A 22,465-nucleotide genomic window follows, 5' to 3' on the forward strand; every position below is an offset into this window, starting at 1 on the left:
AAGGACGGAGCCGTGCCCCTGGTCCTGACCGGCTATGGCCTGGGTGCCCTGCTGGGCACGACGGTCGGCGGGCGCCTGGGTGACCGTCGCCCCCTCGCCACGCTCCTCACGGCCGGCGCCACGACCAGGCCGGTGCTGCTGTTGTTGACCTTCCTCTCCCCGATCCCCGTGGCGGCCGTCGTCCTGGTGACACTGATGGGGATGACCGGCTTCGCCGCGACCCCGGTGCTCGGCGCGCTGGCCCTGCGCTTCGCCGGTTCCGCGCCCACCCGGGTCTCCGGCCTCAGCGGCTCGGTGCCCAACGTGGGCATCGCCGTCGGCTCCTGGACGGCGGGCGTAACCCTGAGCTCGCCACTGGGGCAGGCCGGGCCTCCGCTGGTCGGCACGGTGGCGGCCGCCCTCACCCTCGTACCGCTGAGCGCACTCGCGCTGATGCGTGCCACTCGCTCCGAGAGGCCGCAGACTCAGCCTCAGCTTCAGCCTTGAGCTGCCGCAGAGCAGTCGATCGGGTGCGGCACTCACGCCACGGTAAGCAGGCCGTCGCCGCGACGCGGGCAGACGTTGCGGCGACGGCCCTGGAGAGTCCGGCAGCCGGACGGGGAGAGGCAGGCTGCCGGACAAGCGGTGGGCACTCCCCCGAGGAGGAGCAGGAGCAGGGGCGCTGGGTCAGATCAACGCCTCGGCGGTGATGGGCAGTTCACGGACGCGGCGGCCGGTGGCGTTGAAGACCGCGTTGGCGATGGCGGGTGCCACTCCGATCATCACGAGCTCTCCGAGGCCCTTGACGCCGATCGGGTCGGCCTCGCGGTCCTCGCCGTCCAGGTAGATCGCCTTGAGGTCGGGGATGTCGGCGTTGACGGGGACGAGGTAGTCGGCGAGGTTGGCGTTGACGACCCGGCCGTCGCGGTGGTCGGTGAGCGTGTGCTCCAGCAGGGCCGTGCCGATGCCGCCGACCATGCCGCCCAGGGCCTGGCTGTCGGCGAGCTTGGGGCTGATGATGCGGCCCGCGTCGTACACGCCGAGCACGCGCCGCACCCGCACCAGGCCCAGGGTCGCGTCCACGGCCACCTCGGCGAAGGTCGCGTTGTAGCCGTAGAAGGAGTGCCGTTCCGGGCCCGACGGGGGTGCGAAGGAGCCGTCCGCTTCCAGGTGGGTGCGGTGGTTGCGGGCCAGCAGCCGCCGGTACGTCTCCCCGCGCGTGGGGTCGTTCTTCACGTGCAGTCGGCCGGCCCGCACCACGACATCGCCGGCGTCCACCCCGTACAACGGTGACTCGCGGTCCTGGACGGCCAGTTGGATCGCCTGACGGCGGACCTTGTTGCAGGCGTCGAGGGTGGCGGAGCCGACGCTGGCCATGGTCATCGAGCCGCCGTGCGGTGGGGTCGGCGGGTAGAGGGAGTCCCCCAGCCGGAAGGTGACCATGCGCACGGTCAGCCCGAGGGCGTCGGCGGCGACCTGGGTCTGGGAGGTGTAGGTGCCCGGGCCCATGTCGGTGGCGGCGGCCTCGACCAGCGCGGTGCCGTCGGCGTCGAGGCGGGCCCGGGCCTGGGCCGGCATGCGGGCGGTGTCGTAGACGCCGGCGGCCATGCCCCTGCCGATCAGCCAGTCGCCCTCACGCGTCGAGCGGGGCTCGGAGTTGCGGCGGTGCCAGCCGAACTCGCGCGCGCCGACCGTGTAGCACTCCCGCAGCCGGCGGGTGGAGAACGGCAGGCCCGACGACTCGTCCTCGTCCGGTTCGTTGCGCCGGCGCAGCTCGATCGGATCGATGCCGAGTTTGTGGGCGAGTTCGTCCATGGCCGACTCGATGACGAAGGAGGCCGTCTGGAAGCCGGGCCCGCGCATGTACAGCGGCGTGGGCAGATCCAGCGGCACCGTCCGGTACGCCTGGCTCACGTTCGGCATGCTGTAGAGCATCTGGCCGGCCGCAAGGACGGACTCGGTGAACGTCTCGTACGACGACGTCTCCGCGTCCAACTCGTGGGCCGCTGCGGACAGTCGGCCCCGCCGGTCGCTGCCGAGGCGCAGGCGGTACTCGTACGAGGGCCGGAAACCGGTACCGAGATACATCTGCTTCCGGCTCAGGACCAGCTTGACCGGGCGCTTCGCCTCGCGGGCGGCCAGCGCGGCGACGACCACGTGCGGCCAGCAGCGCAGCGCCGTACCGAAACCGCCGCCCACGAACGGCGAGATGACGCGCACCGCGTCCGTCTCCAGGCCGAACACCGCCGCGAGTTCGGTCTGCGTGCCCACCACCCACTGGGTCTTGTCCCAGACGGTGAGCTTGGCGCCGTTCCAGCGGGCGATGGTGGCGTGCGGCTCCATCGGGTTGTGGTGGTTGCGCGCCGTGCGGTAGGTCAGGTCCAGTCGTACGGCGGTCGAGCGCAGGGCCGCTTCGGCGTCGCCGCGTGCGTATCGGGTCGGCTCGTCCGGCTCGGCTCCGGTCAGGTCGGTCGACGGCTGTTCGGCGTCGTAACCGACCTCGACCAGGCTCGCACCGTGCTGTGCGGCCTCCAGGGTGGTGGCCACCACGACGGCCACCGGCTGGCCGTGGAAGCGGACAACGTCGTCCTGGAAGACGCGCAGTCGCCTGCCGGGCGGATTGTTCGAACCCGAGTTGTCGCGGTACGGCAGCTTCGGCGCGTTGCGGTGGTGGATCACCTTCAGTACGCCCGGAAGGGCCTCGGTGGCACCGGTGTCGATCGACGTGATGCGACCGCGGCCGATGGCCGCGTCCACGATGACGGCGTGCACGACTCCGTCGACGTCGTGTTCGGCGGCGTACAACGCCTGTCCGGTGACCTTGAGCCGGCCGTCGACCCGGGACAGCGGCGCACCCACGGCTGCTTGCGGCTGAGGGCTCACTTGGCACCTCCTACGACGCGCAGCTGGCGTTCGACGGTGCGCTTGAGCAGCTCGACCTTGAAGCGGTTGTGCTGCAGGGGACGGGCCCCGTCCGCCGCCTTCGCGGCAGCGGCCGACCACAGGGCCCCCGAGGGGCGTTCCCCGACGAGGTGCTGTTCGACGGCGGTCAGTTTCCAGGGCACGGTGCCCACTCCCCCGGCGGCGACCTTGGCGTCGCGGATGACCCCGCCGCGGATGTGCAGCGCGACGGCCGCCGACGTCAGGGCGAACTCGTACGACTGCCGGTCACGGACCTTCAGATAGCCGGACCTGAGCGGGCGCGGAAGAGCGGGGATCTCCACCGCCGTGATCAACTCTCCCTTGCGCAGAGCCTGTTCACGCTGTGGTGTGCGGCCGGGCCGCAACAGGAATTCGGCGAAGGGGACTTGGCGTGCTCCGTCCGGGCCCAGCAGGTGCACCCGTGCCTCCAGGGCGGCGAAGGCCACGGCGGCATCCGACGGGTGGGTGGCCACGCAGGCGTCGGAGGTGCCGAGGATGGCGTGCGTGCGGTTGACTCCGTGCAGCGCGGCGCAACCGGAGCCGGGCTCGCGTTTGTTGCAGTCGGCGGTCACGTCCCGGAAGTAGGTGCACCGGGTGCGCTGCATGATGTTGCCGCCGATGGTGGCCATGTTCCGCAGTTGCGCCGAGGCGCTCAGTTCCAGCGCCTCGGAGACGACGGGATACAGGGTGCGCACCTTGGCGTGGGCGGCGGCCTCGGACATGGTCACCAGGGCGCCGACCCGCAGGCCGCCACGCTCGGTGGCGGTGATCTCGCTCAGGGGCAGGGCGCTGATGTCGACCAGGCTGTCGGGGCGCTCGACGGTCTCGCGCATCAGGTCGACGAGGGTGGTGCCGCCGGCGATGTAACGGCCGCCCGCGCGCCCGGCGTTGAGGGCTTCGCGGGTGTCGGAGGCGCGGGCGTAGGTGAAGGGGTGCATGGGGCCGCTCCTTACTTGCGGGCGGCGGTCTGCTCGACCGCGCGCACGATCTTGACGTAACAGCCGCAGCGGCAGATGTTGCCGCTCATCCACTCCCGGATCTCCTCCGGCGAATTGGTGTGGCCCTCCTGGACGCAGCCCACCCCGGAGACGATCTGGCCCGGGGTGCAGTAGCCGCACTGGAAGGCGTCCTCGTCGATGAACGCCTGCTGCAGCGGGTGCAGTTGATCCCCCTCGGCCAGTCCCTCGATGGTGGTGACCTCGGCACCCTCCAGCCGGACCGCCAGGGTCAGACAGGAGTTGACCCGCTGCCCGTCGACCAGCACGGTGCACGCCCCGCAGGCCCCCGCGTTGCAGCCCTTCTTCGACCCGGTCAGGTCGAGGTGCTCGCGCAACAGGTCCAGCAGCGAGGTGCGATTGTCGACCGTCACCGTCCGACGCGTGCCGTTCACCGCCAGGGACACACGGCTGGACGACGGCCGTTCGGCGGCTGCCGCCCCTTCCGCGCCGATGAGGGAGGTCCCTCCTACGACGCTCCCCGCGACAACGGCGCCGCCGACCGCGGTACTCGTGGCGAGGAAGGTGCGCCGCGTGGGCGCCGGGGAGGATTCGCCGGCCCGGGTGGGGGGTGGAACGGCGAACTCGGGGAGTTCAGTTGACATACGTACGCCTTCGGATCGCGGACGGATCGGCCGTACACATCAGCGGGACGCGCGAGTGGATCGTCGTCACCGCTGGAAAGCCGGCAACCGCGTGCTCGGGCAGCGGCTACTGGGCACCTGGGGAGTCTTGCACCACCGGCAACTGTCGTGGCAGGGAGACTTTTCTCCCCCCTTCAGGCTCCGTCGGAGGCGACTGGCCGACGTCGTCGGGGGCACTTGCGCGCGAAACAGGGCAGGCGGCCCTGTCCGGGAAGCCGTGACGTCGTGAGCGGGCCCGCATGCGGGTGGGACGGGCCGGGCCGGGGCTACTGGTCGCGGGTGCGGAGGCCGTTGTACTGCTGGTCGGTGACCGGCTCGGCCCACGTGGTCTCGGGAGTGCCGTCCGCCGTGCCCTCCCACAGGGCGATGTGCTCCATGAACCGGTCGGGGACGGCACCGTGCCAGTGCTCCTCGTCCGGCGGACACGCGACGGTCTCGCCGGGGTGGCCCTCGAAGACGGTGCCGTCCCGGGTGCCGATCAGGGCGACGCCGGAAACGACGTGCAGGGTCTGGCCCACGGCGTGGGAGTGCCAGTTGGTGCGGGCGCCCGGCGAGAAGCGGACCAGGTTGGCACGCATCCGGGACGGCTCCTGGCCCGCCACGATGACGTCCCACCACACATCGCCGGTGAACCAGTCCGCCGGGGCCTTGCTGCTGGGCTGCGCCTTGATGAATTCCATGATGTCTCTCAACTCTCCTTGATGCGTGGGCTGTTGTCAGCGGGCGACGTAGCCACCGTCCACAGGGAGGGCGACGCCCACGACGAAACCCGCTCCGGGGCTGCACAGCCACAGGACCGCCTGGGCGATCTCCTCGGCGGTGCCGAGCCGGTTGATGGGCTGGTTGGCCTCGGCCTCCGCGCGGTCGAGCTCGCCCTTGGCGATCATGTCGCTGACCATGGGGGTGTCGATCGTGCCCGGGCAGATGGCGTTGACGCGAATGCCGCGCGGGGCGTATTCGAGGGCCGCGCTGCTCGTCAGGCCGATGACGCCGTGTTTGGAGGCATGGTAGGAGGCCCGTCCCGGGAGGCCGACCAGGCCGCCGAGGGAGGAGCAGTTGACGATGGCGCCACTGCCCTGCGCGCGCATGTGCCGCAGCTCGTGCTTCATGCACGCCCACACACCGCGCAGGTTGATGGCGTTGACGCGGTCGAACCGTTCGGCGGGTTCGTCGGCGGCGTCGCTGGGCGGGATCTGGATTCCGGCGTTGTTGTAGGCCATGTCCAGGCGGCCGAAGGTCTCCACGGTGCGGTCGACCGCTGCGGCGACCTGGTCCTCGTCACTGACGTCGCAGGTGAGGGCGAGCACTTGGCGGCCGGCGTCGGTGAGTTCCTTCGCGGCCGCGTTCAGGGCCGCTTCGTCGATGTCGGTGAGAGCGACGGCGGCTCCGGACTCGGCGAACGCGCGGGCAGTCGCCAGGCCCATGCCGGCACCGGCCCCGGTGACAAGCGCGACCTGGCCCGTGAAGTCGTAGGTGGGATTCACTGCTGTTGTCCCTTCAGATGGGGGATGTGGGGCACGGCGGTGGGCGCTGCGCGGATCCGGGCGCGAGTCAGCGCTGCGACGGCACCTGCGCGGCCTCGTCGCGTCGCGCCCGCGTGGACGCGCTGCTGCGGGCCACGATCCGGCCCTTGCCGGATGAGCCGTGGACGGCGAGGGCGATCAGCGGCAGCAGCGTGAGGGCGGCGATGACGGTGCCGACCAGGGGCGGCCCGGTCAGGCCGAGGGAGGAGTCCAGGGCCGTACCGGCGATCAGCGAACCGGCGGCGATACCGGTGTTGAAGGCGGACGTGGTCAGCGCCGAGGTGAGAGTGGGCGCGTCGCCCGCGAAACGCATGGCCAGCGCGGTGACCACCGGGTTGACCGTGAAGCCGGTCAGGCCCATGAGGAAGACCAGGAGCGTGGCCGTGACCGGGTTGCCGGACAGCGGGATCATCAGGAACAGGACCAGGGCGGTGGCCGCGGCGGCCGTGATGGTGGTGGACATCGGACGCCGGTCACCCAGGCGGCCGCCCGTGGTGGTGCCGCACAGGGCGCCCACGCCGAACGCGATCAGGACGAGCGGTACGGCGCCTGCCGGGATGCCCGCGCGGTCGGTCAGCAGCGGCGTGACGTAGGTGTACGTCGCCAGGACCCCGCCCATGATGAGCATCGCGGCGCCCAGCGCCAGCCACAGCCGGCCCTGCCGCAGGGCCCGGACCTCGGCCCGCAGGGACACCTCGACGCGCTGCTCCCGGGCCGGGATGAAGCGGCCGATGGAGACGGCGGCGAGCCCGGAGAGGGCGGCCAGGGCCCAGAAGGGGCCGCGCCAGCCGGTGAACTGGCCGGCGAAGGAGCCGATCGGCACGCCGACGACGTTGGCCAGGGTCAGGCCGCCGATCATGACGCCCGTGGCGCGGGTGGCGTTGTGCGGTCCCGCGGCGGTGGTGGCGACGACGAAGCCCACGGACCAGAACGCTCCGGTGGCCAGGGCGGTGACGACGCGGGCGGCGAGGACGATCGTGAAGGAGGTGCTGAGGGCGGCGACCAGATGTCCGAGGCAGAACACGGACAGGGCGAGGATCAGCGTCCGGCGCTGGGGAAGGCGCAGGGTCGCCATGGCCATGGTCGGCGCTCCGACGATCATGCCGATGGCGAAGGCGGTGATCAGCAGGCCGGCATGGGAGACGCTGACTCCGAGGTCATCGGCCAGCTCCGGCAGCAGACCGGCGACGACGAACTCGGTGGTCCCCATCAGGAACGTGCCGGCAGCGAGCACCCAGACGACGAAGGGGAGCTTGCCGGGGGTGGTCCCGGATGCGGAAGGCATACGTGTGGTCTCTCCTTGCGTGGACATCGGGGGTTCGTGGTGGCAGCGGAAGCCGTCGGGGCGGACAGTGGACGGCGCGGCCGCGTCTTCGACGGTCCCATGCGGCGAACCGGACGAAAAGGGGAGGATCTCCTCCCCCCTTCATGTGGGGACGAACGAGGGGTGCGGGTCAGGGGGCGGCTTCGATGGTGATCCGGTCGGCCCCGGCAAGCCGGTCGGCGTCGGCGTCGATGTGGCCGAGGATGAGCAGGTCGGCGTTGGCGGAGTCGCCGTCGCGGTGGAAGAGGGCCAGGTTGCCCCACGGCGCGTAGTAGGTCAGGTCGCCGACCTTCGGCGCGCGGGGCTCGGGAGCGCCCGAGGTGGTCAGCTTGCGCGGCAGGTCGGCGATCCGCTCCGTCCGGTGGAAGTCCTTCAGATCCAGGGTGAGCGGGAGCAGTTCGGCGAAGTCACCGGCAGCCGGGCTGTCGTTCAGGGCGGCGTCGACGGGGCGGCCGTCGAGGGTGACCCGGATGTCCATGGCGGTGTTCCTGTCGGACGGTGTGGTGCGTGCCCCGGCCGTCGGTGTGTGCTGTCGGGCGGAGGACGCGGAGGATGTCTTGTGCGGGGCGGCCGGTGAGGTGTCGCCGCAGGCCGCCGCTGCCAGCAGGACAGCGGTGGCCGCGGCGGCACGGGCGACGGCGCGGAGGGTGGCCGAGTTCATGTGTCGTCCGGGCGTCAGTCGGGCAGGGGCTCGGCGTAGTGGCGGAAGCCGTCCCGCTCGGCGTGGAGGTCGTACAGGCGCTCGGCCAGCACGTCGGGGCTGCTGTGCTCGGCGTCGGGCCGGATCGCTCCGGGGATGATCAGCTGGGCGGCGTGGATGTTCTCCGGGGCGAGGGTGTCGTGCAGCATGCGGGCGTAGGCGCTCTCGGCGGCGAAGGCGATCGAGGTGCCCGCGACTCTCGGATTGGGGCGTACGGCGCTGGAGCCGTTGACGAACAGCAGTGTGCCGCGGCCGAGTTCGCGCATGCCGGGCAGGACGGCGTTCACCGCGGTGACGGGGCCCTTGACGGAGAAGGCGAGCGGGGCGTCCAGGTCGTCGGCGCTCGTGTCGAGGACGGGCTTCATGAAGTCGGCGCGGGGCACGGGGCTGTACTGGAGGATCTCGACGGTGCCCAGGTCGGCCGCGGCCGCGTACAGGGCCGCGGTCAGGGACTCGATGTCGAGGACATCGGCCGGGTAGCCGCGCGCCTGGACGTCGTCACGGGCGAGGTCGGCCGTCAGACCGTCCAGCTTCTGCGCGTCGCGGGCGATGAGGGCGACGGTGTGGCCGGCGGCTCCGAAGCGCCGGGCGGTGGCGAGCCCGAGGCCGGGTCCGGCACCGATGAGGGCGAAGGTCGTCATGTCAGTCCTTGTGCGAGCGGGGTGGTTGCCGGCCCTGCGGCCGCACCGCGTCGGTGCGGCCCCGGGTGTGGACGCGTCCGTGCTCAGGGCTTGAGCAGGGTCTTGATGGCGCGGCGCTCGTCCATGGCCTTGTAGCCTTCGGCGACCTGGTCCAGGGGCAGGGTGAGGTCGAAGACCTTGCCCGGGTTGATCCGGCCGGTCAGGACGAGGTCGATCAGGTCGGGCAGGTAGCGGCGCACGGGGGCCGGGCCGCCGCGCAGGCCGACCTGGGAGAAGAACAGCTCCTGGCCGTCGATCGAGACCTCGTGGGGGACTCCGACGAAGCCGACGTTGCCGCCGGGGCGGGTGGAGTGCAGGGCCTGCCGCATGGACTCGGCGGTACCGACGCACTCCAGCACGGAGTCGGCGCCGATGCCACCGGTGAGGTCCTTGACGCGGGTGATGCCTTCGTCGCCGCGCTCGCTGATGATGTCGGTGGCGCCGAACTCGAGGGCGAGCCTCTGCCGGGACTCGTGCCGGGACATGGCGATGATCCGCTCCGCACCGAGTTCCTTGGCGGCGATGACACCGCACAGGCCGACCGCTCCGTCGCCGACCACCACGGCCGTCGAGCCGGGCTTGACCTCGGCGGCGAGGGCGGCGTACCAGCCGGTGCCCATCACGTCCGAGACGGCGAGCAGGCTAGGAAGCAGCTCCGCGTCCGGGAGCTCGTCGGTGGCGACGAGGGTGCCGTGGGCGTTGGGGATGCGCACGTGGTCGGCCTGGCAGGTGCTCATGAACTCGCGGTTCAGACAGGAGGACTGCCAGCCGCCCCGGCAGTTCACGCAGGTGTTGTCCGAGGTGGCGAAGGAACCGACGACGAACTGGCCCGGCCTGACGTTGGTGACCTCGCTGCCGACCTCCTCGACGATGCCGACGTACTCGTGCCCCATCGGGTGCGGGTCGCCGATCGGTTCCGCGCCGCGATACGGCCACAGGTCCGAGCCGCACACACAGGTGGCGGCCGTACGGATGACGGCGTCGGTCGGCGTGAGGATCTTCGGGTCGTCCAGGGTCTCGAAGCGCACATCGCCGGGGGCGTGAATGACTGCTCCGCGCATGGGGTCTTCCTTCGGTGCGGGGATCGGTGAGCCGCAGCCGCCGTGAGGAACGCGACTGCTCATGATCGAGCCTCACACGCGAGGGCAGGCGCGAAAAGCGGAGAGAAATATCCCGGGAGGGAAACATCCTGGGAGGAAATTCTCCCCCCATATCCAGGTGCGATCGATGCCATCCTGGGAAGCATGACCGCCTACGTTCCCCTCAATGAGCTGGGAGAATTCCTCAAGAAGCGCCGCTCCGAGCTGAGCCCGCGCACGGTCGGCCTGCCCGAGACGGGCAAGCCCCGCCGGGTGGAGGGGCTGCGCCGCGAGGAGGTCGCCCAGCTCGCCAGCATCAGCACCGACTACTACACCCGCCTGGAGCAGGGCCGTATGCAGGCGTCGGCGCCCGTGCTGGATGTCCTCGCCCGGGTGCTCCACCTGGACGACGACGAGCGCGGTTACCTCTTCCAGCTCGCCGGCAAGACCACCAACCGCACCCGGCGCCGCGGCCGGCAGAAGGTCCAGCCGCAGTTGCAGCGGGTCCTGGACGACCTCACCGCCACCCCGGCCATCGTGCAGGGCCGGCGCGGGGACATCCTCGCCTGGAACGCCCTGGCCGCCGCCCTGGTCACCGACTTCTCCCGCATCCCGGAAAAACACCGCAACTATCCGCGGATCATCTTCACCACTCCCGCCATGCGCAACCTGTACGCCGACTGGGAGACCTCCGCGCACATCGCCGTCGCCCAACTGCGCATGGAGGCGGCGAAGTACCCCGAGGACCCCCGCCTGATCGAACTGGTCGGTGAACTGTCCCTGCGCGACAAGCAGTTCGCCCGCTGGTGGGGCGATCACCATGTCGCCGCCCGCACCGTGGGCACGAAGACCCTCAACCATCCCGTCGTCGGCGAACTCGTCCTGGACTGGGACACCCTCACCGCCAACACGGACCCCGACCAGAATCTGACCGTCTGGACCGCCGAGCCCGGCTCCCCCACCCACGAACGCCTGCGCATCCTGGCCTCCTGGGCCGCCGACCAGGACCTGCCCGCCTCCTCCCCCGCCGGCTGACCGCGACGGGCTCATTCGGTCCGTCAAAAGTGACATTCTGAGGAGTCGACAATGACAGCCCCCTACGACGTCATCGTGATCGGACTCGGTGGCATGGGCAGCGCCGCTGCCTACCACCTGGCCGGGCGAGGCAAGCGGGTCCTCGGGCTGGAACAGTTCCGCCCCGCCCACGCTCTCGGGGCCAGCCACGGCGGCTCGCGCATCTACCGGCAGAGCTACGCCGAGGGCTCCGGCTACGTACCCCTGCTGTTGCGTTCCCGCGAGTTGTGGCACCAACTTGCCGCGGACTGCGGCCAGGAGGTGTTCACGACCACCGGAGGGCTGGTCATCGGACCGCAGGACAGCCCGATGGTCGCCGGAAGCGTCCGCAGCGCCCAGGACTGGGGACTGGCCCACGAGATGCTCGACACGACCGAGCTCCGCCGCCGCTTCCCCACCTTCACCCCCGCCGACGACGAGGTGGCGTTCTACGAGCGCGAGGCCGGCGTGGCCCGGCCCGAACTCACCGTCTCGGCCCACCTCGACCTGGCCGCACGGCACGGCGCCGATCTGCGCTTCGAGGAGCCCGTCCGCAGCTGGCAGATCGACTCCCCCGGCAACGCCCGGGTCACCACGGCGAAGGGGACGTATGTGGCGGACCGACTGGTCATCGCCCCGGGCGCGTGGGCGTCCCGGCTCCTGCGGGGCATCGATGTCCCGGTGCACGTGGAGCGGCGTGTCATGTACTGGTTCGCTCCCCGGGGCGGCACCGCGCCCTTCACTGCGGACCGGCATCCGGTCTACGTCTGGGAGGACCGCGACGGCACCGACATCTACGGCTTCCCCGCGCTCGACGGCCCGGACGGCGGCGCCAAGGTCGCCTTCCACACCGTGGGCTCCCCCGCCGACCCGGACGAGCTCGACCGGGAGATCCATCCGGAGGAGGTCGAGGCGATGCGCGCGTATCTGCGTCCGCGGATCCCCGCGCTGGCCGAGGGACGATTCCTGACGGGCGCCGCCTGCACCTACACGCTCACCCCCGACGAGCACTTCGTGCTGTCCGCCCATCCACAGCATCCCCAGGTGACGATCGCCTGCGGCTTCTCCGGGCACGGCTTCAAGTTCGTTCCGGTCATCGGCGAGATCATCGCCGACCTGGCCGCCGAGGGCTCCACGGCCCACCCGATCGCCGCTTTCGACGTACGACGCTTCGACACCGTCGAGAGCTGACGAATCCCTTCAAGGGCGTGACCGAATTCAACGTGACCGCATTCAATACGCGTGCCGGTAAGTCCCAAAGATCTCGCATTACTGCTTGAGATCGTTCAATAGTCGACGCATCACGCGGTTTTCGAAGTATGTGGCGACCCGGCAATCATCGGCATGCCTGACGTCGGGTTTCGACAGACTCCTTGACGACGCCTTGGGGCCCTTCCTAATCTCCGTGGGAGCGTTCCCATGCACGTCCGAGCGATCCTGACAGGCACCGGTTCACTCGGCACCCCCCACGCATCGGAGACCTTCATGACCGACTCACGCCTCGGCATCGTGCCATCAGCGCGGAGAGCGATCCGGTTGTCGCAAGCGAATTGGTCGGCCGCGTCATCGCCGTCGTACTGACCGGCAGACGTATCACCCCGCCGCCCCATGTCACCCAGTACGCCGTCGGCCTCATGGCGCTCCCTGCTCGAACAGGAAGGAACCGACATGCGCAGCACCCCGCACTTACCGTTGTTGCGGATTCTCCTGACTCTGCTTCTGCTCGCCCTCGGCGGGACCCTCGCTCCCGCGGTCGCCGCCGCTCCCGCAGCGACCCCCGTACGCATCATGCCGCTGGGTGACTCGATCACCGGCTCCCCCGGCTGCTGGCGGGCGGTGCTGTGGAACCGCCTGCGCAGCAGCGGGCACGCGAACATCGACTTCGTCGGCACCCTCAAGGAGCAGGGCTGCCCCCAGTCGTTCGACGGCGACAACGAAGGTCACGGCGGTGAACTCGTGACCAACGTGGCAAACCAGAACCTGCTGCCTGCCCGCCTCTCCACCACCCGTCCCGACATCGTTGTCATGCACTTCGGCACGAACGACGTCTGGAGCAGCATCGCGCCCGACCGCATCCTCGCCGCTTACACCAAGCTGGTGACACAGATGCGGGCGTCCAACCCGAACATGAAGATCCTGGTCGCACAGATCATTCCGATGAATCCCTCCAACTGCACCGGCTGTGCCGGGCGAGTGGTCGACCTGAATGCGCGGATCCCCGGCTGGGCCCGGGCGACCAGTACGAGCCGCTCTCCCGTGACCGTGGTCGACCAGTGGACGGGCTTCAACACGTCGAATGACACCTACGACGGGGTACACCCCTCCACCTCCGGCAACACGAAGATCGCCGCCCGCTGGTATCCCGCCCTCGCCCCTCTGCTGTGAACGGGGTGCCGAGCGGCCCGGACACCTATGGCCGCCTGCCCGGCCGCTGATGGGGCCGCCTCCTCACGGCACGAGCCGCCCCAGTCAGCCGCACGACACGACCCACACCACCTGACCACCTGAGCACACCCCTTCCCCTCTCGGAGCCGCCACCATGCGAGTCCGCACCCGAACCGCCACACGAATGGCCGCTGTCCTGGCAGCCCTCCTGGCTCTCCTCGTCCCCCTGCTCGGTCTCGCCTCCCCGGCCCAGGCCGCGCCCAGTGGCTTCCGCGTCCAGAACGGCAGGCTGCTGGAAGCGTCCGGCAACGACTTCGTGATGCGGGGCGTCAACCACGCCCACACCTGGTACCCGAACCGGATCAGCTCCCTCTCCCACATCAAGGCCAAGGGTGCCAACACCGTCCGAGTCGTCCTCGCCAGCGGTGACCGCTGGACTCGCAACACCGCCGCCGACGTGGCCAACGTCGTCGCCCAGTGCAAGCAGAACCGGCTCATCTGCGTCCTGGAAGTGCACGACACCACGGGCTACGGCGACCAGAGCGGTGCGATCACCCTCTCCCGCGCCGCCGACTACTGGATCAGCGTGAAGAGTGCCCTGGCCGGCCAGGAGAAGTACGTCATCGTCAACATCGGCAACGAGCCGTACGGAAACGGCAACTACACACGGTGGACCGCCGACACGAAGGCCGCCGTCCAGAAGCTGCGGAGCGCCGGGTTCAGCCACACGCTGATGGTGGACGCGCCCAACTGGGGTCAGGACTGGGCGTTCACGATGCGCGACAACGCCGCGTCGGTGTTCGCCGCCGACCCGGACCGCAACACGGTGTTCTCGGTCCACATGTACGGCGTCTTCAACACGGCCGCGAAGGTCGACGACTACCTGAACCGTTTCGTGGCCGCGAAACTCCCCATCGTGGTAGGCGAGTTCGGCCACAACCACTCGGACGGCAATCCCGACGAGGACGCCATCCTGGCTGCCGCGCAGCGACTGCGCATCGGTTACCTGGGCTGGTCATGGAGCGGCAACAGCAGCGATGTGCAGTACCTGGACCTGGCCACCGGCTTCGACCCCAACCAGCTCACCAGTTGGGGCCGGCGCCTCTTCAACGGGACGAACGGCATTGCTGCCACCGCCAAGGAGGCCGCGGTCTTCTCCACCGGCGCCACGGGCACCACTCCCCCGGCCGTTGCCCAGCGCTCCCGCTGAGGCAACTCGGCCCTACGGCTTGGCGGCTGTCATGCGCACGCCATATGCGTATGCCATAGGCCGTCGCCGGTTCGGCGCGACTCCCGCAGCCACGACAAAGGCATGGAGGAACAGGACGATGCACACGAGCATCATCGACGTCCCGGATTCCCGCGACGCCCGTACCCGCCCGAAGGGATTCCGCAGGAGGAGCAGGACCGTGAGCAGGACCGTCACCTTGAAGGCCGCTGTGCTCGCGGCCGTGACCGGCCTGATGACCGCACTGGCTGCGATCCAGCCGGCATCGGCGCAATCGCCCACGGCCGCGGCCAACCCGTACGAGCGGGGACCGGCTCCCACCGTCAGCAGCGTTGCGGCCCAGCGGGGCACGTTCGCGACCGCCGAGGTGGCCGTGCCGCCCGGCAACGGCTTCAACGGCGGGAAGATCTACTACCCGACGGACACCTCTCTGGGCACGTGGGGTGCGGTGGCCGCCGTGCCCGGCTACACCGCCAAGTGGGCTGCCGAAGGCGCGTGGATGGGACCTTGGCTCGCGTCCTTCGGGTTCGTCGTCATCGGCATCGACACCAACAGCCCCAACGACTACGACACCGCCCGCGGCACCCAGCTCCTCGCAGCCCTGGACTACCTCACCCAGAAGAGCCCGGTGCGCGACCGCGTCGACCCCGACCGGCTGGGCGTGCTCGGCCATTCCATGGGCGGTGGCGGCGCCATCAGCGCGGCCGAACGCCGACCGTCACTGAAGGCAGCCGTGCCGTTCGCGCCCTTCTCTCCCTCGCAGAACCTGTCCAGCCTGCGCGTGCCCACGATGATCATGGGCGCACGGGACGACGGCACGGTCACTTCCTCCTACCTCAACGGGCTCTACGGCAGCATGCCGTCCGCCACCCAGAGCGCCTACATAGAGCTCACCAGCGGCGGCCACGGCTTCCCCACCTGGGGGAACTCCAGCGTGACGCGTCGTACGATCCCCTGGCTGAAGATCTTCCTCGACAACGACACCCGCTACACGCAGTTCCTGTGCCCGTCACTGGCGGACAGCAGTGGAATCTCCCGGTCCCAGACCAAGTGCCCGTACGTGCCGCCGGGCGGAACGACCACTCCGCCGCCGGGCGGGGGACAGATCGTCGGCGCCGGCTCGGGCCGCTGCCTGGACGTACCGAACGCGTCGCAGACGAACGGCGTCCAGGTCCAGCTGTGGGACTGCTCGGGCAACGTCAACCAGAAGTGGGCGCGCACCGACGCCGGGGAACTGCGCGTGTACGGCGGCAAGTGCCTGGACGCCGAGGGCTCGGGAACGGCCACCGGTACCCGGGTCATCATCTGGGACTGCCACGGCGGGCAGAACCAGCGCTGGAACGTCAACACCAACGGCACCATCACCAGCGTCGGCTCCGGGCTGTGCCTGGACACGAACAGCGGCGCCACCGGGAACGGCGCCCAGACCGTCCTGGGGAACTGCAACGGCGCGTCCACTCAGCGCTGGACCGTCCGCTAACGAAGACACAGCCCGAGGAGAAACCCATGCTCAGACTCGTCCGCGCGGTTCTGTCCGCGGCCCTGGTAGCCGCCGCCGTACCTCTCGCCCTCTTACCCGCTTCCCAGGCCCTGGCGCTCGACAACGGCCTTGCCCGTACTCCGCAGTTGGGCTGGAACGACTGGAACAGTTTCGGCTGCAACGTGAGTGACCGTCTGATCCGGGAGACCGCCGACGCGATGGTGTCGAGCGGCATGGCCGCGGCCGGCTATCAGTACGTCAACATCGACGACTGTTGGTCGACACGCAACCGTGACGGCGGCGGCAACCTGGTCGCGGACCCCGCCAAATTCCCCAACGGCATGAAGGCAGTCGCAGACTATGTGCACGGCAAGGGGCTGAAGCTCGGCATCTACTCGTCGGCCGGCCTGACCACCTGCGCCGGATACCCCGCCAGCCTCGGCAACGAGCAACGGGACGCCAACCTCTGGGCGTCCTGGGGCATCGACTATCTCAAGTACGACAACTGCGGTGACCACCAGGGCCGCAGCGGACAGGACCGCTACACGGCCATGCGCGACGCTCTCGCCAGGACCGGCCGCCCCATCCTGTTCGCCCTCTGCAACTGGGGTCAGGACCAGGTCGGCACCTGGGGCCCGGCCACCGGCAACTCCTGGCGCAACACCGGCGACATCCAGGCCAACTGGAACTCCGTGATGGGCATCCTGGACGCCCAGCCCGCCTGGGCGGGCTTCTCCCGCCCAGGTGCGTGGAACGACCCCGACATGCTGGAGGTCGGCAACGGTCTGTCCGACACCGAGTCCCGAGCCCACTTCAGCCTCTGGGCGCTGCTGAACGCGCCTCTGATCGCGGGCAACGATCTGCGTTCCATGAGTGCCGCCACCAAGTCGATCCTGACCAACACCGAGGTCATCGGGGTCAACCAGGACTGGGGCGGCCGCCAGGGCAACCGCCTCGTCGACAACGGCGACACCGAGGTGTGGACCAAGCCGATGGCCGGCGGCTCGGTCGCCGTGGTGCTCCTCAACCGCGGCAGCGGCACGGCCACCGTCTCCACCTCCGCTTCCCAGATCGGCCTCGGTGCGGCGTCCAGTTACTCCGTACGCGATCTGTGGGCGCACTCCAGCAGCACGACCAGCGGCTCCCTCAGCGCCTCCGTTCCCGCCCACGGCGCCGCGATGTACGTGGTCTCCGGCGGCGGCACGCCGCCCGGCGGCAGCACCTACTCGCTGAAGGGCCAGGGCTCCGGCCGCTGCCTGGACATCACCGGCGGCGCCCAGGCCAACGGCACGCTCGCCGAGATCTGGGACTGCAACGGCGGCGCCAACCAGAGGTTCACCAGTACCGGCGCGGGCGAGCTGCGGGTCTACGGCGGTACCAAGTGCCTGGACGTCGTCGGCGCCGCCACCGCCAACGGCACCGCCGTGAACATCTGGGACTGCAACGGCCAGTCCAACCAGCAGTTCCGACTCAACGCCGACGGCACCATCACCGCCGTCGGCTCCGGCAAGTGCCTCGACGTCAGTGGCGGCGCGACCACCAACGGCACCAAGGTCCAGATCTGGGACTGCGGCGGCGGGGCCAACCAAAAGTGGACCCGCGTCTGACCGACCGAAGCTGACGAACACCGTCCGGGCCGAGGCAGTGGTCAGTCAGGCCCGGGCGGACCTTCTCGTGACGCGCACGAGACAGCCATAGCCCATGTCACGGATCATCGTCCGGGGCGGGTCGGGGGCAGGCGGGCGGCGAGGAGCGCGACATCGTCGGCGTGGTCGGCGGCCAGGCCGTTGAGCAGTTCGTCGCAGAAGGTGTCGAGGTTCTCGCGGGCAAGGGCGGCGGCGTGCTGCCGCAGCCGGGTCATCCCCGCGTCCAGCCCTTCGCCACGGCGTTCGATCAGACCGTCGGTGTAGAGCAGCAAGGTGGAGCGGGCGGGTAGCACTTCGGTGGTGTCCGGGCGAGGTTCGTCCGGGTCGACGCCGAGGAGAAGGCCGTGACCGCCGGTGAGGTAACGAGTGTCACCGTCGTGAGTAATCAGCAGGGGTGGCGGGTGCCCGGCACTGGAACGCCTGCCCTACGGATGCGCTTTCAAGGACTACGAGCCGGGGCGACCGCGGTGGGCGTACCGGAATTCCTCATGGCAGGAACTGCAGAATCTGCCGGGCGGTGGTGTCGGGCCGACTGAAGTGCACCGCGTGGGCCGCGCCGGGCACCACGGCGAGTCGGCCGTGCGGCAGGTGGGCGGTCAGTCGCTCGGCCCAGGACTGAGGGGCCACCGGGTCGCCGGACCCCCTCAGCACGAGGGTCGGTGCCTCGATGCGACGCAGGTGCGCCTCGAACGGGCCGGACGCGTCCTGGCGTGCGCGATGGAATCCCGCAAGGGACCGGGCCGCTCCGGTGACCAGGTAGTCCGCGGCGGCCACAGCGAGGAGGGACAGCGGTTCCTTCGGCGCGTCGGTCAGCAGTCGCAGCAGTTGCCGCACCGGTGACAACGCCGTGGCGTCGAGTGCGGGGCCGATGAGCACCATCCGCTCCACCAGTCGAGGGTGCTCGGCCGCGAGTGCCGCGGTCACCTGGCAGCCGACCGAGTTGGCTACGAGGACGCAAGGGCCGATCGCCGCGGCGGTCCGCCAGCGCAGCAGCGCTTCCACCGTTTCCTCGATGTCCGGGGCACGCCGGACGGCCCGCCGCGAGCGTACGTTTCCCGGGAGGTCCGGCACCAGCACGGTGCGCCCCGCAGCCGCCAGGGACCGGGCGAGAGGGGTGAAGTAGCGTCCCGACAGGCCGAGGCCGTGGACCATGACGACCGCGGCTTCGCTCGGGGGCCAGGGCCCCAGGCGCAGGGTGTACAGACCCTCAACTCGCCCTTCGCGCCGAGCTGTTGACCGCACGGGCTGCTCTTCCACCCCGGGCGAGGCGACGACAGCCTCGCGCCTGCGTCGACGACGGGTGCGCACGGCGTGAGCAGACTCGAGGGGCCCTTCTTCGGTACGCCGGCACTCCGCGGCCTGATCGTCGCCCACTCCCACCCACTTCAGCTCTGGTCGTCTTGGCGCGTCTTTGCTCTTCGCCGAGTCACCGTGACAGAACGTCCCAATCATCCGAGGGCCCCAGACCCCTTCCGTGACTGGACCGGGGCAGGCCGGGATGCGAGGCGGTGAGGTGCGCGGGAGGCTGGTGCCATGTCGGAACGCCGCGTGATCGCCTGCCCGCCGTCCGGGACGGGTGGCGGCGGGTTGGGCGTCGGCGATCGAATGCTCGGTGCGGGATACCGCGTCCATGACCTCGACCTCACCGTCTTTCGGCGGAACACGGGCCTGAGCAGCCGGGACGAGCCGGCCGTCGCCGAATCGGGACCCGCCGAAAGGCATGCGGGCGAGCCGGAGGTGTGGAGACGCTGAACGCGCGCACAGGCCGCCGTCGGGACGGCAAAGGGCCCGACGTGGAAGCCGTCCTCGACGAGCTCTACACCACGCCGCCGTCCGGCTTCGTCACCCGGCGGGAGACGCTGGCCCTCGCCGCGAAAACGGCCGGCCGGGTCGACGATGCCCGCCGCATCCGCGCCGCCCGCCGACCCACCCTCGCGGCCTGGGCGGCCAACCTCCTGGTGCGCTCCCAGCCGGAAGAGAGCCGGCAGTTCCTGGAACTGGGGCGCGCGCTGCGCGAGGCCTACCAGACGCTGGACCCCGCCGGCCTCAAGGATCTCTCCGCGCAGCGCCGCCGTGTCGTCTCCGCGCTGTCCCGGCAGGCCGCCCAACTCGCCCGCGACGCAGGGCAGCAGCTCTCGGAGCCGGTCCAGCAGGATCTCGAAGCGACTCTGCGCGCCGTACTCGCCGATCCGGAGGCAGCCGATGAGTGGGCGGGCGGCCGCCTGGTCAGCGCCCTCACCCCGCCCTCGGAGTTCCGCCCGGGCAGCACACCAGTGGCCGGGAGACCGGGCACCCGAAGCCGCCCGGCGCCCCCGCCCCCGCCTCCGGCAAGGGCGACCAAGGACGAAGTCGCCGAGCGGCGCCGTGCACGTCAGGAGCAGTTGGCCCGGGCACGGGAGGCCGCCAAGGCAGCCGAGCAGCGTCTGCGCGAAGAGCGCGCACGGCAGGCGGACGCCGACGCCGAGCTGCAGCGGGCCCGCGAGCGCACCGAGCAGGCCCGCCGACGGGTGTCCACCGTCGAGGAGCAACTGCAGCAGGCGCGCGAGGAGTGCCGTCGAGCGGAGAACGAACAGCAGAAGGCCGAGGAACACAACCAGTCCGCTGCGGACGCCCTGGCCCAGGCCGAGCGGGCGGCACACGAGAGTGCGCAGCAGGTACGTCGTATGTCCAGAGGCGACACATAGAGAGCGCCGGAACGCAGCCCGGGCTGTCTCCCCACGGCGGTCGCGGCCCGGCTCCTCAGCTGTGGCACTGTGCCGGGGCGAGCGGGTCCTGGTCGGCACCCTGGTCCGGCTGCCGTTGCCCGTCCGGTCTCGCGCCGGACGGGCAACATCGCGTAGGCACGAGCCTCGACCCCGTCACCGTGTCAGGTCCCGCACCCGATCACTCTCAGGCGGCCGCGCCGCGAGTGATCCTGCGGCCGGCGGTCACGGCCGCTCCGGCCAGTGCGGCGGCGACGGCGGTCCGCCGTATCGCGGTGCGTCGCCCTCCGTGCCAGCCGCCGCGCACCGCGCCTTCCCCGGCAGCGGGTACGTGCAGCGCTCCGTGGGTGACGGGGGCCGCCTCGTCGTGATCGAGATGACCCTTGTCCGTCTGCCGTGCCATGGTCCGCTCCGCGAGTCCGGGCATGATCCGGGACTGGCGGACGAGGGCGCGGCCCGCCGGACCGACCACCACCTCGCGGCGAGGACGGCGCACGAGGTCGACGACCGCCCGGGCGACGCGTTCCGGGGTGTAGACCGGCGGCATGGCGACCACCTTGTACCCGGTGTAGTTCGCCGCCTGCTGGAAGTGCGGGGTGTCGATGGTGGCGGGCATCACCGTGCACACGTGCACGCCCTTCACCCCCTCGACCCTCAGCTGCTGCCGCAGGCTCGATCCGAGCCCTCGGACGGCGTGCTTGGACATGCTGTAGGGGTGGCTGTACGGCTGGGACACGGCACCCACGACGGACGAGATGTTGATCAGCGTGCCGGTCCCCTGCTCCCGCATCACCGGCAGCGCGGCCCGGGCTCCGTGCACGTAACCCATCACGTTGACGTCCAGGACCTTGCGGAAGTCCTCCAGCGGCACGTCCTCGAAGCGGCCGAAGGCGTTGACAGCCGCGTTGTTCACCCAGACATCGATACGGCCGAACTCCGCCACCGCCCGCCGCGCGAGGTTCTCGACCGCTCCGGCGTCCGTCGTGTCCGTCGGTACGACCAGCGTCCGGGCCCCGCGATGCTTCTCGCACTCCTTGGCCGCCGCCTCCAGTGCCTCCTCGCGGCGCGCGGCCAGCACCACGGCGCAGCCCTTGCGGGCGAAGGCCTCGGCCGTGGCACGTCCGATGCCGCTGGATGCTCCGGTCACCACCACGACGTGATCGCGCAGTCCCATACGTACCTCCTCCTCAGGTCTGCCGAGCCGGGCGCTCCGTCGCCCGACTCCGGGGCGCAACGAGTACCCGGCTGACACCGAACCGATCTACAGGGGCAGACAGGCGCCGACGCACCCCTTGGTCCGATCTGCGCGGTCAGCCGCACAACCCCACGCGACAAACCCGGCGCCGTCGGCGATCGCCCCCGGGATACTGGTCGCCCATGGATGAGGTCCAAGTCGTCGTCGCCCATTCCGAGCGCGCGACCCTGCGCGTCGGTGACGTGTTCGTGAAGGTGGACGCCGATCAGGCGCGCATCGACGTCGAGGTCGAGGCGATGTCCCTCGCGCCGGTTCCGACCCCGGAGATCCTGTGGCGCAAACCGCCCGCGCTCGCGATCGCCGCACTCGCGGGGACGACGCTCGGGCGCCTCGGCGGGCCGTCGACCGGGTCGCCGGCGGCGTGGGCCGCGGCGGGCGCCGCCATCCGGAAGCTGCACGAGGCTCCGCTGCCGCCCCGGCTCGGCCGGGCCGGCCGGAGCACGGTCGCGCTGGCGGCGGAACTCGACGTCGAGTGCGAGTGGCTCGTGGCGAACGGTGTCCTGCCGGCCGAGCTGGTCACCCGCAACCGCCGGGTCGCCAAAGCGGCGTTCCGGCCGTGGACTCCGGCGTTCACGCACGGCGACCTGCAGATCGATCACGTCTTCGTCGACGGCGACGAGGTCACGGGCATCATCGACTGGTCGGAGGCGGGCCAGGGCGATGCCCTGTACGACGTCGCCACCTTCACGCTCGGACACGAGGAGCACCTCGACGACGTCATCGCCGGCTATGACACCACCGTCGACCTCGACGTGATCCACGCGTGGTGGTCGTTGCGAAGCCTGCTGATCGTTCGCTGGTTGATCGAGCACGGCTTCGACCCGTTCGCGCCGGGCTGCGAGGTCGACGTGCTGAGATCCCGGATGTGAG

General features: G+C 70.6%; 19 protein-coding genes and 2 pseudogenes. 9 read left to right on the plus strand and 12 right to left on the minus strand.

Features of this window, described 5'->3' with window-relative positions:
* The first annotated feature begins 12 nt into the window (after positions 1–12).
* On the plus strand, positions 13–486 hold the full coding sequence (locus ACZ39I_RS35125) for an MFS transporter (RefSeq protein WP_467248954.1): 474 nt from the start codon (positions 13–15) through the stop codon (positions 484–486).
* 180 nt (positions 487–666) lie between these two features.
* Here ACZ39I_RS35125 and ACZ39I_RS35130 read toward each other — a convergent pair whose 3' ends face one another.
* The 9 genes from ACZ39I_RS35130 to ACZ39I_RS35170 all read right to left on the minus strand — a co-directional run bounded on the left by ACZ39I_RS35130 (position 667) and on the right by ACZ39I_RS35170 (position 9,828).
* Positions 667–2,862 (minus strand): xanthine dehydrogenase family protein molybdopterin-binding subunit, encoded by a 2,196-nt coding sequence (locus ACZ39I_RS35130; RefSeq protein WP_467248955.1) that lies wholly within the window; start codon positions 2,860–2,862, stop codon positions 667–669.
* Positions 2,859–3,839 (minus strand): FAD binding domain-containing protein, encoded by a 981-nt coding sequence (locus ACZ39I_RS35135; RefSeq protein WP_467248956.1) that lies wholly within the window; start codon positions 3,837–3,839, stop codon positions 2,859–2,861. The genes ACZ39I_RS35130 and ACZ39I_RS35135 overlap by 4 nt, the downstream gene beginning before the upstream one ends.
* 11 nt (positions 3,840–3,850) lie before the next feature.
* A complete protein-coding gene (locus ACZ39I_RS35140) occupies positions 3,851–4,501 on the minus strand; it encodes a 2Fe-2S iron-sulfur cluster-binding protein (protein ID WP_467248957.1) in 651 nt (216 codons plus the stop codon).
* A 305-nt stretch (positions 4,502–4,806) separates the two neighbouring features.
* Positions 4,807–5,220 carry a (R)-mandelonitrile lyase gene (locus ACZ39I_RS35145; protein ID WP_467248958.1) on the minus strand — a complete coding sequence of 138 codons (414 nt, stop codon included), beginning with the start codon at positions 5,218–5,220 and terminating at the stop codon, positions 4,807–4,809.
* A 36-nt stretch (positions 5,221–5,256) separates the two neighbouring features.
* On the minus strand, positions 5,257–6,024 hold the full coding sequence (locus ACZ39I_RS35150) for an SDR family NAD(P)-dependent oxidoreductase (protein WP_467248959.1): 768 nt from the start codon (positions 6,022–6,024) through the stop codon (positions 5,257–5,259).
* Positions 6,025–6,091: 67 nt separating this feature from the next.
* Complete coding sequence (locus ACZ39I_RS35155; RefSeq protein WP_467248960.1) at positions 6,092–7,348, minus strand: MFS transporter; 1,257 nt, start codon at positions 7,346–7,348, stop codon at positions 6,092–6,094.
* A 169-nt stretch (positions 7,349–7,517) separates the two neighbouring features.
* On the minus strand, positions 7,518–8,048 hold the full coding sequence (locus tag ACZ39I_RS35160; protein WP_467248961.1) for a cyclophilin-like fold protein: 531 nt from the start codon (positions 8,046–8,048) through the stop codon (positions 7,518–7,520).
* Between the two features lie 14 nt (positions 8,049–8,062).
* The gene (locus ACZ39I_RS35165; protein ID WP_467248962.1) at positions 8,063–8,728 is read right to left on the minus strand and encodes an SDR family NAD(P)-dependent oxidoreductase; all 666 of its coding nucleotides are present in this window, start codon (positions 8,726–8,728) and stop codon (positions 8,063–8,065) included.
* Positions 8,729–8,811: 83 nt separating this feature from the next.
* Entirely contained in the window at positions 8,812–9,828 is a 1,017-nt protein-coding gene (locus ACZ39I_RS35170; protein WP_467248963.1) for a zinc-dependent alcohol dehydrogenase family protein, read from the minus strand.
* Positions 9,829–10,011: 183 nt separating this feature from the next.
* Here ACZ39I_RS35170 and ACZ39I_RS35175 point away from each other — a divergent pair, with 183 nt between their 5' ends.
* The 6 genes and pseudogenes from ACZ39I_RS35175 (at position 10,012) to ACZ39I_RS35200 (ending at position 17,599) form a co-directional block, all read left to right on the plus strand.
* Positions 10,012–10,881 (plus strand): helix-turn-helix domain-containing protein, encoded by an 870-nt coding sequence (locus ACZ39I_RS35175; protein WP_467248964.1) that lies wholly within the window; start codon positions 10,012–10,014, stop codon positions 10,879–10,881.
* 51 nt (positions 10,882–10,932) lie between these two features.
* Positions 10,933–12,090: an N-methyl-L-tryptophan oxidase gene (gene solA / locus ACZ39I_RS35180; RefSeq protein ID WP_467248965.1), complete on the plus strand. Its 1,158-nt coding sequence runs from the start codon at positions 10,933–10,935 to the stop codon at positions 12,088–12,090.
* A gap of 477 nt (positions 12,091–12,567) precedes the next feature.
* A pseudogene (locus tag ACZ39I_RS35185) lies at positions 12,568–13,281 on the plus strand (SGNH/GDSL hydrolase family protein); the annotation flags it as partial.
* Positions 13,282–13,468: 187 nt separating this feature from the next.
* A complete protein-coding gene (locus tag ACZ39I_RS35190; RefSeq protein WP_467248966.1) occupies positions 13,469–14,494 on the plus strand; it encodes a glycoside hydrolase family 5 protein in 1,026 nt (341 codons plus the stop codon).
* A 199-nt stretch (positions 14,495–14,693) separates the two neighbouring features.
* On the plus strand, positions 14,694–15,992 hold the full coding sequence (locus tag ACZ39I_RS35195; RefSeq protein ID WP_467248967.1) for a poly(ethylene terephthalate) hydrolase family protein: 1,299 nt from the start codon (positions 14,694–14,696) through the stop codon (positions 15,990–15,992).
* Positions 15,993–16,018: 26 nt separating this feature from the next.
* A complete protein-coding gene (locus tag ACZ39I_RS35200; RefSeq protein ID WP_467248968.1) occupies positions 16,019–17,599 on the plus strand; it encodes a lectin in 1,581 nt (526 codons plus the stop codon).
* A gap of 104 nt (positions 17,600–17,703) precedes the next feature.
* Here the strand turns inward: ACZ39I_RS35200 and ACZ39I_RS35205 are convergent.
* Positions 17,704–18,042: pseudogene (locus ACZ39I_RS35205) on the minus strand (SpoIIE family protein phosphatase); the annotation flags it as partial.
* An 82-nt stretch (positions 18,043–18,124) separates the two neighbouring features.
* Positions 18,125–18,880, minus strand: a complete 756-nt coding sequence (locus tag ACZ39I_RS35210; RefSeq protein WP_467248969.1) for an alpha/beta fold hydrolase — start codon at positions 18,878–18,880, stop codon at positions 18,125–18,127.
* 551 nt (positions 18,881–19,431) lie between these two features.
* On the opposite strand from ACZ39I_RS35210, the gene ACZ39I_RS35215 reads away from it, so the two are divergent.
* Positions 19,432–20,322: a hypothetical protein gene (locus ACZ39I_RS35215; protein WP_467248970.1), complete on the plus strand. Its 891-nt coding sequence runs from the start codon at positions 19,432–19,434 to the stop codon at positions 20,320–20,322.
* Positions 20,323–20,527: 205 nt separating this feature from the next.
* On the opposite strand, the gene ACZ39I_RS35220 is transcribed toward ACZ39I_RS35215, so the two are convergent.
* Complete coding sequence (locus ACZ39I_RS35220) at positions 20,528–21,514, minus strand: SDR family oxidoreductase (RefSeq protein ID WP_467248971.1); 987 nt, start codon at positions 21,512–21,514, stop codon at positions 20,528–20,530.
* Positions 21,515–21,717: 203 nt separating this feature from the next.
* On the opposite strand from ACZ39I_RS35220, the gene ACZ39I_RS35225 reads away from it, so the two are divergent.
* A complete protein-coding gene (locus tag ACZ39I_RS35225; protein ID WP_467248972.1) occupies positions 21,718–22,464 on the plus strand; it encodes a phosphotransferase family protein in 747 nt (248 codons plus the stop codon).
* Position 22,465: the final 1 nt, after the last annotated feature.

This window comes from Streptomyces sp. NPDC024687, assembly GCF_055559055.1.

Bases quoted from the DNA above. Each gene is read 5' to 3' on its own strand.
- ACZ39I_RS35135 (WP_467248956.1), bottom strand. From the start codon at position 3,839: ATGCACCCCTTCACCTACGCCCGCGCCTCCGACACCCGCGAAGCCCTC.
- ACZ39I_RS35140 (WP_467248957.1), bottom strand. From the start codon at position 4,501: ATGTCAACTGAACTCCCCGAGTTCGCCGTTCCACCCCCCACCCGGGCC.
- ACZ39I_RS35145 (WP_467248958.1), bottom strand. From the start codon at position 5,220: ATGGAATTCATCAAGGCGCAGCCCAGCAGCAAGGCCCCGGCGGACTGG.
- ACZ39I_RS35155 (WP_467248960.1), bottom strand. From the start codon at position 7,348: ATGCCTTCCGCATCCGGGACCACCCCCGGCAAGCTCCCCTTCGTCGTC.
- ACZ39I_RS35160 (WP_467248961.1), bottom strand. From the start codon at position 8,048: ATGAACTCGGCCACCCTCCGCGCCGTCGCCCGTGCCGCCGCGGCCACC.
- ACZ39I_RS35165 (WP_467248962.1), bottom strand. From the start codon at position 8,728: ATGACGACCTTCGCCCTCATCGGTGCCGGACCCGGCCTCGGGCTCGCC.
- ACZ39I_RS35170 (WP_467248963.1), bottom strand. From the start codon at position 9,828: ATGCGCGGAGCAGTCATTCACGCCCCCGGCGATGTGCGCTTCGAGACC.
- ACZ39I_RS35175 (WP_467248964.1), top strand. From the start codon at position 10,012: ATGACCGCCTACGTTCCCCTCAATGAGCTGGGAGAATTCCTCAAGAAG.
- solA (WP_467248965.1), top strand. From the start codon at position 10,933: ATGACAGCCCCCTACGACGTCATCGTGATCGGACTCGGTGGCATGGGC.
- ACZ39I_RS35190 (WP_467248966.1), top strand. From the start codon at position 13,469: ATGGCCGCTGTCCTGGCAGCCCTCCTGGCTCTCCTCGTCCCCCTGCTC.
- ACZ39I_RS35200 (WP_467248968.1), top strand. From the start codon at position 16,019: ATGCTCAGACTCGTCCGCGCGGTTCTGTCCGCGGCCCTGGTAGCCGCC.
- ACZ39I_RS35220 (WP_467248971.1), bottom strand. From the start codon at position 21,514: ATGGGACTGCGCGATCACGTCGTGGTGGTGACCGGAGCATCCAGCGGC.
- ACZ39I_RS35225 (WP_467248972.1), top strand. From the start codon at position 21,718: ATGGATGAGGTCCAAGTCGTCGTCGCCCATTCCGAGCGCGCGACCCTG.